General features: G+C 63.2%; 11 protein-coding genes, 1 tRNA gene and 1 pseudogene. 5 read left to right on the forward strand and 8 right to left on the reverse strand.

Annotated features, from left to right (window positions below; genetic code table 11):
• The 5 genes from I5M_RS14920 to I5M_RS14940 form a co-directional block, all read right to left on the reverse strand.
• Positions 1-327: peroxidase-related enzyme (locus I5M_RS14920; RefSeq protein WP_040771723.1), on the reverse strand; the 327-nt coding region annotated here is incomplete at its 3' end.
• 184 nt (positions 328-511) lie between these two features.
• Positions 512-2,263: an ATP-binding protein gene (locus I5M_RS14925; RefSeq protein ID WP_022722132.1), complete on the reverse strand. Its 1,752-nt coding sequence runs from the start codon at positions 2,261-2,263 to the stop codon at positions 512-514.
• A gap of 218 nt (positions 2,264-2,481) precedes the next feature.
• A complete protein-coding gene (locus I5M_RS14930) occupies positions 2,482-3,372 on the reverse strand; it encodes a crotonase/enoyl-CoA hydratase family protein (RefSeq protein WP_022722133.1) in 891 nt (296 codons plus the stop codon).
• Between the two features lie 186 nt (positions 3,373-3,558).
• Entirely contained in the window at positions 3,559-4,977 is a 1,419-nt protein-coding gene (locus I5M_RS14935) for an amidase (protein WP_022722134.1), read from the reverse strand.
• Positions 4,970-6,142: a M20 aminoacylase family protein gene (locus tag I5M_RS14940; protein WP_022722135.1), complete on the reverse strand. Its 1,173-nt coding sequence runs from the start codon at positions 6,140-6,142 to the stop codon at positions 4,970-4,972. The genes I5M_RS14935 and I5M_RS14940 overlap by 8 nt, the downstream gene beginning before the upstream one ends.
• Positions 6,143-6,551: 409 nt before the next feature.
• Here I5M_RS14940 and I5M_RS14945 point away from each other — a divergent pair.
• A tRNA-Leu gene (locus I5M_RS14945) sits at positions 6,552-6,640 on the forward strand.
• 72 nt (positions 6,641-6,712) lie between these two features.
• Here I5M_RS14945 and I5M_RS14950 read toward each other — a convergent pair.
• The 3 genes from I5M_RS14950 to I5M_RS34245 form a co-directional block, all read right to left on the reverse strand.
• Positions 6,713-7,735: a helix-turn-helix domain-containing protein gene (locus I5M_RS14950; protein ID WP_031336460.1), complete on the reverse strand. Its 1,023-nt coding sequence runs from the start codon at positions 7,733-7,735 to the stop codon at positions 6,713-6,715.
• A gap of 310 nt (positions 7,736-8,045) precedes the next feature.
• The gene (locus I5M_RS14955; RefSeq protein WP_031336462.1) at positions 8,046-9,041 is read right to left on the reverse strand and encodes an AraC family transcriptional regulator; all 996 of its coding nucleotides are present in this window, start codon (positions 9,039-9,041) and stop codon (positions 8,046-8,048) included.
• Between the two features lie 354 nt (positions 9,042-9,395).
• Positions 9,396-9,530 (reverse strand): hypothetical protein, encoded by a 135-nt coding sequence (locus I5M_RS34245; RefSeq protein ID WP_307706270.1) that lies wholly within the window; start codon positions 9,528-9,530, stop codon positions 9,396-9,398.
• 870 nt (positions 9,531-10,400) lie between these two features.
• On the opposite strand from I5M_RS34245, the gene I5M_RS32300 reads away from it, so the two are divergent.
• The 4 genes and pseudogenes from I5M_RS32300 to I5M_RS14975 all read left to right on the forward strand — a co-directional run.
• Positions 10,401-10,733, forward strand: coding sequence for a hypothetical protein (locus I5M_RS32300; RefSeq protein WP_148287881.1), 333 nt, complete (start codon positions 10,401-10,403; stop codon positions 10,731-10,733).
• Between the two features lie 139 nt (positions 10,734-10,872).
• Complete coding sequence (locus tag I5M_RS33690; protein ID WP_244432008.1) at positions 10,873-11,847, forward strand: sulfatase-like hydrolase/transferase; 975 nt, start codon at positions 10,873-10,875, stop codon at positions 11,845-11,847.
• Positions 11,840-12,664, forward strand: a complete 825-nt coding sequence (locus I5M_RS33695) for a sulfatase-like hydrolase/transferase (RefSeq protein WP_244432009.1) — start codon at positions 11,840-11,842, stop codon at positions 12,662-12,664. The genes I5M_RS33690 and I5M_RS33695 overlap by 8 nt, the downstream gene beginning before the upstream one ends.
• A gap of 31 nt (positions 12,665-12,695) precedes the next feature.
• A pseudogene (locus tag I5M_RS14975) lies at positions 12,696-13,053 on the forward strand (phenol degradation protein meta); the annotation flags it as partial.

Here is a 13,053-nt window from a genome sequence, read left to right on the forward strand (position 1 = left end):
CGGCGATCTGTTCGGCGATCTGCGATTCTTGGCGCGTATGCGCAGGATCGCGCCGTGTGCGACCACGCAATACTGGCACTGATTGGCAGCGGAAGTCGCAACGACGATCATCTCGCGCTCGGCTTTGCTGAGGCCGCTGTCCTTCTCCATCAGCGCATCGTGATAGGCGAAGAACGCTCGAAACTCGTCGGGCCGCGCCGCCAGCGCGAGAAATACGTTGGGCACGAAGCCGGACTTCTCCTGCACGCCGAGAATGCGCGTGCGGATATCCTCGGGCATCTGATCGAGCGACGGAACGGGGAAGCGGGAGACGGCAGGCGAGGTCATGAGGCTGATCCGCTAGGGCTGGCGCGAAAGGACGCGCGAACCTTAGAGGCTCGGCAGGCCTCGTCAATCGCGAGAAGCATCAACACCGTCATTGCGAGCGAAGCGAAGCAATCCAGTGCAGTGCACAGAGCTGGATTGCTTCGTCGGCTACGCCTCCTTGCAATGACGACGGATAGGCTGCGTCTCAGCGCAGCGGCTTCTTCAGCAGCGAGAAGCGGTCGGGGTCGAGACCGAGCGAGGGCTGCAGCATCGGCGCATCGACGGTGCGGGCGAGCGGGCGTTCGATGTTGCCGGGATCGTTGGGCACTTCGCGGTGCGAGGTCGCGCCGCGCCAGCGTTCCAGCACAGCGCTGACGAAGTGCATGTCGTTGCCGGCGGAGGCCGACGGCACGGTGGAGATCGCCGCATCCGAGCGCGGCAATTGGTGCGGCGGTACTTCCTTGAACCGCAGCCTGGTCGGCAACGCCACGCCTTCTCCGAATGCCAACACCTCACGGGTGCCGAGCGAAGGCACGAAGGACAACAGATTGGCCGCGGCGTCCGACACCGCGGAACGCAGCAGCGACTGGTCGCGATCGTTGGCCAGACGCATCGCGAATAGCGTGTTGCACTGCGAAAGGATAGTGGCGTCGAGTTCGGCCGGGCGCTGCGTCACGAGACCAAGATACACGCCGTATTTGCGACCTTCCTTGGCGATGCGCGAGACTGCCTTGCGGGTCGGACCGAAGCCGATGGTGCGGTCGGCGCTCGCATAGCGGTGCGCTTCCTCGCAGACGAACAGCAGTGGCGACACGCCGTCGCTCCACAGCCCGAAGTCGAAGGCCATCCGGCACAGTACCGATACCACCGAGTCGACGACTTCGGCCGGAAAGCCGGCGAGCTGCATGATGGTCATCGGCTTGCCGCCCGCCGGCAGCCGGAACAGATGGCTGATCACCTCGGCCATGGTGTCGCCGCCGACATTGGCGTTGTCGAACATGAAGGCGTAGCGCGGATCGTTGCGCACGGCTTCGATGCGCGAAATCAGCTTGTGATAAATGATGCGCGACGAGCGGTTCTCCAGCTTGCCCATGCGCTCGTCGATCAGCGAAATCAGATCGACCAGGCGATAAGGCACCGGGGTGTCGGCGGTGTAGCCGATCGATTTCGGATCGACGCGCTTCAGCCCGATGCGGTCGGCGCTGGTGTATTGGACGTATAGCCCCTTGGCGATCGGGATCACTTCGGCGAGGACATCGAGTTCCTCGGGCACGCCGGGCCGCCCGGCGAACAGCACGTCGACGATCTCTTCGAAGTTGAACAGCCAGAACGGCAGCTTCAGATTGCGCGGATTGAGCACCAGCGCCTTGTCGCCGAAGCATCGGCCGTATTCGTTGTGCACGTCGAGCAGGAAGATGCGGAGCGAAGGCCGCGACTTCAGTATCTCGTTGAGCAGCAGGGACACGCCGGTCGACTTGCCGACACCAGTCGAGCCGAGCACGGCAAAATGCTTGGACAGCATTTCCTCGACGTCGACATAGGCGGTCACCGAAGGATCCTGTTGCAGCGTGCCGACATTGATCTGGTCGGAGCCGCTCGGCGCGTAGACGATCCGCAGATCTTCGCTCGAAATCAGTTCGACGATGTCGCCGATGGTCGGATAGTTAGTGACGCCGCGCTGGAACTTGGCGCGGGTCGGGCCGGGCAGGATTTCGCCGAGCAGATCTACCGACGCGACGGCGATGTAATTCTCGTTGGGCGACATGTTCTCGCTCGACGCTTCGGTGAGCATCGCGATGATCGTCGAGGTCGCACTGCGGATCGAGACGAAGCGGCCGACGGTGGCCCGCACCGCCTGCGGTGTCAGACGGCTCGACGGCAGCAGGCCGACGCGCGCGCACGAGCCGCGCACCGAAACGACCTTGCCGAACGACGAAGGTACAACTGCCTCTGACATATCCTATGCCCGCACCCGTAGAATTTCGAAGCGGGACTATGACCACCGCTTGTTGGACAAATTGTTAAGTTGCCGCGATGGCAGTCTCGGCAATCCGTCGTAGCGGGCGGATGTTTGCGGCACGCTCGCTTATCAGGCGAGAATTATCAGTAGATGTCGGCGGCTCTGGCGTTAACGGCGTGTTGACCATGCCGCCGATCTGGCCAGTCAGCGCGTGCTCACGCGTAGTCGCGCTCGTCCCACCAGGGGAAATAGGGGGGCATGTCGGTCGAGACCTTGTCGGTAAACCGCGCCGGCCGCTTCTTCAGGAACGAGGTGACGCCTTCCTTGACGTCGGCGGAGCGGCCGCGCTCATAGATGCCGCGGCTGTCGATCTTATGAGCTTCCATCGGATCGTCGGCGCCGAGCATCCGCCACATCATCTGCCGCATCAGCGCCACCGACACCGGGGCCGTCTTGGCGGCGATCTCCTTGGCGAGCGCACGAGCGGTTTCGAGCAACTGATCGCCCGGCACGACGCGGCTGACCAGCCGCCCGTCCAGAGCCTCCTGGGCCGGAAATACCCGGCCGGTGTAGCACCATTCCAGCGCTTGGCTGATGCCGACGATGCGCGGCAGGAACCAGCTCGACGCCGCTTCCATGACGATGCCGCGCTGCGAGAACACGAAGCCGAACCGCGCCGTCTCGGAGGCGATGCGAATATCCATGGCTAGCTGCATGGTGGCGCCGATGCCGACCGCCGGACCGTTGACGGCCGCGATCACCGGCTTGAGGCATTTGAAGATGCGCAGCGTCACCTGGCCGCCGCCGTCGCGCACCTGCGGATCGGAGTAATCGACCGAGCCGTCGGCATTCCGCCGCACCGGCCCGCGCTTGGCATCACGATCGAACGTATCGGCGCCCGACGACAAATCGGCTCCGGCGCAGAATGCGCGGCCCGCGCCGGTGACGATGATGGCGCGCACGTTGTCGTCCGCGTCGGCAGCATCGAACGCCGCGATCAGCTCGCGCTGCATCGTCGGATTGAAGGCGTTGAGCTTGTCGGGCCGGTTCAGCGTGATGGTGAGGATCTGCTCGGCGACCTCGTATTTGATGGTCTCGTATGACATGGGTGTTTCCTTCGCCCGTTGTTGTTCTTATTGCCTCTCGGCGCGTCATTCCGGGATGCGCGCATCTGTGCGCATCCCGGAATCCATATCCCCTTGCCGTGGTTATGGATTCCGGGTTCGCGCTTGCGCGTGCGCCGGAATGACAACCGTTAGGGTGTGCATGACGTGTTGGTCAAGCGCGAGGACTCAGCGCGGCACCTGTGGCCACGGCTTCTGCGCGCCGCGCAGGCCTTCGAAGGCTTTTGCCACGCGCAGCACGCCGAGGTCGTCGTAGCGACTGCCGACGATCTGCACGCCGATCGGAAAACCTTTCGAACTATAGCCACCGTTGATCGAGGCAGCGGGATTCTCTGCCATATTCCACGGAACGGTATAGAGGATGTGATCGAACGGAATCTCCGGATCGTCGAGCGGCGAGGCGATATCGGCGGCGAAGCTCACCACCGGCGCTACCGGCGAAATCAGGTAGTCGATGTTGGCGAACAGCTTCGCGCCCATCGCGCGCACCGCCATCGTCTGGTTGAAGCCGCGGACGACTTCGACGCCCGACAGATTCGCGCCGCCCTCGGCCCAGCGCACGATGTAGGGCAGCACCTGGGCGCGCTGCGCGTCGCTGAGCTTGCTGACGTCGTCCCACATCCGCGCGCGCCAGAACGCGTCGAGCCCGTCCATCATCTCGCGGGTGAAGCCGAGCTGCACCTCCTTGACGATCGCGCCTTGCTGTTGTTCTAGCAGCCGCGCGGCGTCGGTCACGACGCGGCGGACGTCGTCCTCCAGCGCCATGCCGAAGCCGAGGTCGGTGAGCAGGCCGACAGTCTTGCCGCGCAGGTCGATATCGAGTTCGCTCCAGGCGATGTCCTGCGGCGGCAGGCTCATGCCGTCGCGCGGATCGGGCTGCGACAGCACGCTCATCATCAACGCCGCGTCGTCCACGGTGCGGGTCATCGGACCGGCGCAGCGGCCGACATAGGGCGGGTCGATCGGCACGCGACCGAGTGACGGCTTCAGTGCGAAGATGCCGCACCAGTTCGCCGGCAGCCGCACCGAGCCGCCGATATCCGTGCCGAGATGCAGCGGTCCGTAGCCGGCCGCGCCCGCCGCGCCCGCACCAGCGGACGAGCCTCCGGTATTCTGCGACACGTCCCACGGATTGCGGGTAACGCCGTGGAAGCTCGACAGGCCCGACGACAGCATGCCGAAGTCCGGCATCGTGGTCTTGGTCCAGATGATGCCACCGGCCTCGCGCAGCCGCGCCGAGGGCGGGGCATCAACCGCGGCCGGCACCAGTGGCGTGATCGGCACGCCGAGCGGCACCGGCGTGCCCTTGGTCGCCACATTCTCCTTGATGGTAACCGGCACGCCGTCGAGCAGCCCCTGCTGCTCGCCCTTGTGCCAGCGCTCGGTCGATGCCCGCGCGGCGCGGCGGGCGCCGTCCGGATCGAACGCATACAGCGCGTTGAGATGCGGCTCCCAGCGCTCAGCCTGGGCGATCACCTCGTCCATCACCTCGCTCGGCGAGAACTGTTTGCCATAGTAGCCGGCAAGCAGTTCGGTGGCCGAGAGGTCATTGAGCGCGGTGGGCTTGCTGCTGATGCCGTCAGACATGGGCGGCCACCGGCAGGCGCGTTTCGACGATCCGTGCGAACATGCTGGCGCCGATCGGGAGGATCTTGTCGTCGAGCACGTAGCCGGGATTGTGCACCGGCACGTCGCCGTCGTGGCCGACCCAGAAATACGCGCCTGGGATCGCCTGCAGCATGTCGGCGAAGTCCTCGCTGCCCATCTTCGGCTGCTCGCGCAGCTTGACGTTGGCGTCGCCGACCACGCCGCGCGCCACCTCGGCGACGACGTCGCTCTGCTCCTGTTGGTTCACCAGCACGCTGAAGATGTCGCGGATATCGACGTGGATTTCGACGTCGAACGCCGCGGCGATGCCGGCCGCGAGCGCGCGCATGCGATCGCGCACCAGCTTGCGGATGTCGTCGGAGAAGCAACGCACGGTGCCGGCGAGTCGCGCTTCGCCGGGAATGACGTTATAGGCCGAGCCGGCGTGGATCTGGGTGATCGACAGCACCGCCGAATGCAGCGGATCGACGTTGCGGCTGACGATGGTCTGCAGCGCCTGGCCGAGCGTCATCGCGATCACCACCGGGTCCTTGGAACGCTCGGGCATCGCGCCATGGGCGCCGTAGCCGGAGATGGTGATGTCGAAGAAGTCGGCGCCGGCCATCGCCGGGCCGGGCAGCACGGCGATCTCGCCATGCGCGAGGTCGGGCGCGTTGTGCAGCCCGTAGAGCTCGTCGCACGGGAACTTCTGGAACAGCCCGTCTTTCAGCATCGCGCGGGCGCCGCCGAGGCCTTCTTCGGCCGGCTGGAAGATGAAGTGGACGGTGCCGTCGAAATTGCGGGTCTCGGCAAGATAGCGCGCGGTGCCGAGCAGCATGGTGGTGTGGCCGTCATGCCCGCAGCCGTGGAAGCGGCCAGGGATCGTCGAGCGCCAGCCGAGATTGGTGTGCTCCTCCATCGGCAGCGCGTCCATGTCGGCACGCAGCCCGATGCGGCGTCCACTGTCGCCCTTGCCCTTCAGCACGCCGACGACGCCGGTGCCGCCGAGCCCGCGAAACACCTCGATGCCCCAGGCGTCGAGCTTCTCGGCAACGATGTTGGAGGTGCGGACTTCCTCGAAGCCGATCTCCGGATGCATGTGCAGATCGCGGCGGATCGCGGTCAGCTCGTCGGCGAAAGCGTCGATGCGGTCGATGGTCGGCATGTGGTGAATTACCCTTGCGATGGCAGGTTGCGGCGGGACGGACGTCGGCGCCTTGCATGCAAGGACCGGGCAAGATCCAGTGGAGCGGGCAGCCGGCTTTCAGAAGCAAAGGCCGCGCGCCAGCCGCCGAACCCGGAGCATGCAGGCACCGCGGGCATCTCACTCGAAAGTCGGGGGGGACGTCAAAGTGCGCGACTGGCGCAGCCACCCGGCCGCCGCAACCCCGCTTTGCGTTACGGGCCGCCCTCGATTATGAATGCGGCGCTCTGGCGCGAAATCGTGCATGACGCACGGCGCACGTCGGGGCAGCCTTCAGGTGTGATGCACCGCCGCATCAGCATTCCAGGACCGCGCGGTGCTCCGCTCGCTCCTCAACGCTTGCCACGCAACACACCACAGGCGCACCGATGCGGGCGTGGCGAAATTGGTAGACGCAAGGGACTTAAAATCCCTCGGACCGAGAGGTCTGTGCCGGTTCGACCCCGGCCGCCCGCACCACGCCTTCTGTTGGATGATCAAGTCCGCATCGTCCTCCGCTGCGCAAGCTCGGCAGCAGGCGTGGTGAAGTTGTTAGTTCCACTCACCCAGCTGATTGAGCATCTCGCCTGGTCCGACGTCGACGGCGGGTTTGCGAAGCCAGGCTTCGGATAGTTCTCGGAATTCGCCCGGTGTCATACCGAATTGACGGCGGAAGGCGCGGACGAAGCTCGAATCGCCGCTGAACTGAAGGTCGAGGGCGAGATTGATCAGCCGCGCGCCGCGCGCTTGCGGTGCGATCAGCAGACGCAGGGCGCGGTTGAGCCTTTGATCCTGGACATAATGGGCAACGCCGCCGTCGGGCCCGAACAGCCGATAAAGGCTCGCCCGCGAGACGCCGAACCGGCGGATGATATCTTCCGTGCTGACCGCGTCGCTTTCGAGATGGTCATCGATGTGCTGTTTGATGGCTGCGAGCAGCAACCTGCGCTCGGCGCGTCCATTGGCTCCGTGCGCGTGCGCCGAGCGACCTGCCGCTTCGGCGACAAGGTCACACATGACTTCGACGACAGTCTTGGTGTCGCCGGCGCTGCCGTCGCTGTCCGGCTGTTGCCACAGCTCGTTGAACTGATCTGACAGCAGGCGGGCTCTTCGATCGTCGGCCGCCAGCATCATGCCGCTCACCGAATCCGGATGCGCCAGCCGCGGGGCGAGCATCTGACGCGGCACCACCAGGGTCATCACCCGCGAGGGCTTTTCGTCGCTGCCGCCGAGTTCGGCAAAGTTCGGCTGCGCCATATCGTTCAGGCAGATGTCACCCGGGTGCAGAGTGATGTCACGGCGCCCGACGACAAAGCGCATCCACCCATCAAGACATAGCGTGATCTGATAGTGATCAAGGCCGCCCCGTGCCACATGCGCGGCGGTTCGATCATAACGGACCGGCGGACCGACGGATTCAAGCAGCAGCCAGCCGCCGGCCAGCTTGGCTTTCGAAACGACCAGAAAATCCTCGGGAGGGCCCAGCGGGGTAACGTCGCAGACGGCGGCTGTCGCAGCGCGCAAGTCCGCCAACGTTTGCTTGATCACGCTGGGGTCGGCGGCAGTCTCACTCATGGTCATCGTGTCGGCGTGGACTTCGGCAGGCGTCACCGCGGCTGGACGCGCTCGAGTCAGCGTATCGCCGCACTACGACAACGGCTTGTAATCATCGCATCATCGCTCCGCAAGCGACCGCGCTACGAGAGTATTGATCGACGGGAGTGATCGAAGCTATTCCCGCGACGGGCGAGACTGAGCCGCCAGTGCATCGCGACGCCGCGAACTGGATGGGAGAGACGCTCGGTACGTCGCGCCGCTAGCCTCGGCGGCAGCCTCGTCGAAGTTTCGTCTCCGCTGGGGCGCTGAAGCGACGCTGGGCCGCAGCTTATGCCCGGGCACCGCGCAGCGTCGTCGATGGCGGTTCGCCGAACGCCTTTTGATAGTAAATGGCGAAGTGGCCGAGGTTGTTGAAGCCGCAAGTCAACGCAACCGAGGTGACACTGGTCGATTGCTGCGGGCGGAGCAGCATGTCACGTGCCTTCCCGAGCCGGACCCGCTTGGCGAAGTCCATTGGCGAGTAGCCGCGGCTCTTCCTGAAGGCGTGAAACACGGCGCGGGCACTTACCCCCGCCACGAGGGCAAGCGACTCGATCGTCATGGGCTGATCCCAATTCGCCTCGATGTAGCTCTCGATACGACGAACCTGCCAAGGCGCCGCCGCCGGTGCACGCCTGTTCAGCTTCACGCTGTAGTTGTTGTCGTTCGCCAGCAGAAACGACACGAGGAGGGTCTGCTCGAATTCCGCCAACGCGACCGGATGAAACGCGGATTCGCTCGAGTCGATCTCGTGGAGCAGAAACACGAACTGGCGTCGCAGATTTTCGACAGCCGGCCGACGGAAGTCTGCCGCCGGAGAAAATGTCAGGCGGTGCGTCGGGGAATCGTCGAGCATCGCCTCGAGTTTGCTCACCAGAGCGGAGGGGCGCACGCTGAGAATCAATTGTTCGAAGTTGCTCTCGTATCTCAACCGAACAGGCTCACCCGCCGATGCGACAAATGCAGAGTGTGGAGTGATGGCGATCTCGGAGCGGGAGCGGCTCGCGTGCGCGTGCCCTTTCCAACCGAACAGCAGGGAGTAGACATCGAGCTCCGGAATTCCGATCTCGATCTTTGCGCCGTGGCGGCCATAGGTCAGAGTCACGTCGCGTATTTCGCAACGGCACGCGAGGGCGTCGAGCTTATCGGCCGACGCCGCCATTCCGAATGTAACGTCCCTATAGTGGCGTCGGACCTGATCTTCGAGCTCCGCAACGTTGCTCGTTCGGACGTGTTCAAACCCGCGAAGCGGAGAGAAAGTTGCCTTTACGCTGTCCGGGTACATTCACTCCCGCCCACTACCGCTGCATTCCGGCGCCGTGGAATGATTACTTGTCGCAAGTTGTAGCGTGATAACAGGTGGGGATCAAGCGATCCCGCCTCGATCTTGGCAGGATCGCTTTCCAAGTTTCACAAACGGGATCAATCGGGCGTTTGTTGAGCCGTCAGTTCATCGCTTTCAGGACTGTGTCGATCGCTTGGATAACTTTCTTCTGCCGGTTCGCCTTGCAGTATACGATGACTTGGTGAATGCCCTCTTTGACGCGGTCAATTTTGATCGTGTTGTATTTCCCGAGCCCGTTGTACCAGCCGCTGTACCACACGCCGAGGAAGTCCGCGTCTTCCTGGTAAGTCCCCGCTAGCTGGGCGCGGTCAATTCCTTGACGTGAATATAACCTTTGGAGTCTGCGTAAGCGGTCAGCGGTGTTTGTGCAAAGGCGGCGGTTCCGGTTGCGAGACAAATCAGCGCTGCGGCGATCGAAGTGTTGGTCATTGGGTCTCCTCTCGGGCGACAATTCTCACATAGATGATCGGTTTGGATTAGTGCTCGGCGAGGAGTAATCGGATCCTTCGTTGCCGCTACTCAGAAGCTGCAAGCGATCAGAACGGAACGCCGCTGCAACGTCGCGACCGAATTGCAGGAATTGAGTAGTCGGGGCTCGTTGCGGTGCGACACTGCGACCGAGCTTGGAGCATCATCGAGTCGGCATCGACACCGTTGGATCGGCCGGATCGAGGACTTTGCCCGGCGGCATCGTCGTCGTCGGCAAATCCTTAGTCGCCTTGCGTTGGTCGGACCGGACGCCCAGTCGATGGTCGTTGCCTAGTCGCGACTGAGCGCCAGGGAAAGGTAGTCGGCGTGGGGCGAATGGCGGATGATTGTCTCTCGGTGCATATGGCGGGTCGCTTAGCGATGCCGCTCTTTTTCGATGTCGCGGCCTTGTTGGTCAGGGAGCACGCCCTCAGGCCACTGTCCCGCGTTCTGCTCGATTGGTCCGATTTGGAGTTTTGGGATTTCCATCCGCTAAGTCCCGCTGAAGCCACGTCGTGGCTCGACAGCGTCACCTTCGTCGAGCGGTTTGCTATCGTTCATTCCCGAACTTGGTACCGCCAGGCCGCCTGGTTGAGCGCCTTGCTCCGTCTCGGCCCAGGTGCCGTTCGCTGTTTCCGGACCGGCGATACCACGCCGGCTGTTCAATGGCTTTGCTCACCGATGCACTCTGCCCGGAGGCTCCGTGAGATCGACGTCGTCGATGGAGTCGCGTTGCAGTTATTGAGTAGCGATAGCAAGCCGTCACTCTATTCGTAGGCCATCGCAGCGCCACGGGGCGTCTTGCCGTCCACACCTTCACGGGAACACACCATGCTCAAATCAGTGACTGTCGGCTTACTTGTGCTGGCCATGTCGACGGCGGCAGCTATCTCTGCCACCGAAGCGAGGCCCGTCGGGCGCCACCATCATCCCCACCATGGCGTGCACCATCATCATCACGTGCACCGCGGTGTGGTCGTCGTGAGACCGGTTCGTCCATGGGTTCGCCGGCCTTACTACGGAACGGTTGTCGCCGGCGTCGCGCTCGGCACGTTGATTGTCGCGAGCACGATCCCACCGGCGCCGTCGCCGAGCCTTTGTTGGTATTGGGCCGACGCGGGCCAAAGTCGTGGCTATTGGGATTACTGCAAGCTGCCGAAGTGATCGGTTGCCGCTCTCGGTTGAATCGTCGACGAGGGCGCTTGACTACTTTCCGCTCTGAAATCGCCATCAAGGAAACGAGGGGTCGAACGTGATCCCAAAGATGCAACGTCACGTCCTCAAATTACCTGGGAGAACGCCGATGACTGACCGTAACAACCAGACCGCCACCGGATCTCGCCGCGACTTTCTCAGCCTCGCGGTCGGAGCCGTCGCAGCCGGGACGGCTTCGACAGTGTTCGCACCGGGAAACGCGAATGCACAGGCGCAGCCGGTCGGCGGCGCCCTTCCGCGCAAACGCCGTAATGGCCGGCCCAACATTGTCTTCATCTTCACCGATCAAGAACGATACGAATCCAAGTGGCCGAAGGGACTGTCGTTGCCGGCGCACGAGCGCCTGATGCGCACCGGGACGAACTTGCAGAATCATTATTGTCCGGCGGTGATGTGCACGTCGTCACGGTCGGTGCTCATGACGGGCCTACAGACCGCCGACAATCGTATGTTCGAGAATTGCGACGTACCTTGGGTGAAAAACCTTTCGACCAAGATTCCGACGGTCGGGCACATGCTGCGCAAGGCGGGTTACTACACCGCCTACAAAGGCAAGTGGCACCTCAATCGCAAATTCGACAGCCAGGAGTCGGATCATCTGTTTACCAAGGAGATGGACGAATACGGCTTCTCCGATTATTTCTCACCGGGCGATATTATCGGACACACGCTCGGCGGCTACCAGTTCGATCCGCTGATCGCCAGCAGCGCGGTGACTTGGCTGCGTCGCAACGGACGGCCGCTCACGGACGATGAAAAGCCGTGGGCTCTGTTCGTCAGTCTCGTCAATCCGCACGACATCATGTACTTCAACACCGACCGGCCCGGCGAAAAAGTCCAGGACACCGGCACTCTGATGAAGCATGCAGCCCGCGCACCTGAACACGAGATGTTCAAGGCGACCTGGGATGTCTCGGTGCCCAAGAGCTACAAAGAGGCTTTCGACGCACCCAGGCCGGCCGAGGGCGCACGGCGAATTTTTGCAGATTTGGGACTACGTCCTCGGTCACATTCCTTCAGAGGAGGAGCGTTGGCGGAGGTTCCACGATTTCTACGTGAATAGCATCCGCTCGGTCGACGGCCAGGTGGATCGCATCCTGCAGGAGCTCGACGCCCTGGGATTGACGGACAACACGGTGATCTGTTTCACGTCCGACCACGGTGAAGCCGCAGGCGCCCATGGGCTGCACGGCAAGGGCCCGTTCGCCTACGAAGAGACGGTTCACCTGCCGTTCTACATCGTGCACCCGGACGTTCGCGGCGGCCAGGACTGTCACGCGCTTACCGGACACATCGACGTCGCTCCGACACTGCTGTCGATCGCCGGAGTATCTCCCGACAAGATGGGCGACATTGCAGGGCGTCAGCTCCCCGGCAAGGATTTCTCCAAGGTGTTGGCGAGTCCGTCCGCGTCGGATGTGCACGCTGTGCGCGAGGCAGTCCTGTTTACTTACAGCGGGCTCGGCGCCAACGACGCTACGTTGTGGAAGACGATCGCCGAAGCCAAGGCGGCCGGCAAGAATCCCGCCGTCGCCCTGCTCAAGAATGGCTTCAAGCCGGACATGAAGAAGCGCGGCAGTCTGCGTTCGACGTACGACGGTCGCTACAAGTTCACGCGCTACTTCTCGCCGGTCGAGCGAAACCGGCCGACCAACCTGACCGATCTCTACAAGCACAATGACGTCGAGTTGTTCGATCTGCAGAACGATCCGGAAGAGATGAACAATCTGGCGGTAGACAAGACTAAAAACGCCGAGCTGATCTCGACGATGAGCGACAAGCTCGAGCGCGTGATCAAGGCCGAAATCGGTGTCGACGATGGTCGGGAGATGCCCAACATTCCGACGATCGACTGGAACATCGAGCGCGTCGATCTCTGACGCGAATGTACTAAGGCAGGGGGATATCGGGATGCAGAAGGCCATTCATGGCGCAGCGCTCCGCGCGGTGCTGATAGGTTCTGTGGTGTCGCTTGGAGCGACTGCGGCGCTGGCTGACGAGACCGGGGTCAGCATGTGGGTGCCCGGCACCTTCGGGTCCATGGCGGCCGTGCCGACCGCGCCGGGTTGGTCTGCCGCCGAAGTCTACTACCACACTTCGGTCAGCGCTGGCGGAGCAGTCGCGGCGTCCAAGGAAGTTCAGATCGGACGGTTTTCACCGAACGTGAACGTCAATCTGTCCGCCGACCTGAATGCGACTGGTGACATGTTTTTGTTCGCGCCGACCTACACCTTCGCAACGCCGGTACTCGGCGGGCAGGCATCGGTCG

Origin of the sequence: Rhodopseudomonas sp. B29, from assembly GCF_000333455.1 — a bacterium.
Lineage (GTDB): Bacteria > Pseudomonadota > Alphaproteobacteria > Rhizobiales > Xanthobacteraceae > Rhodopseudomonas.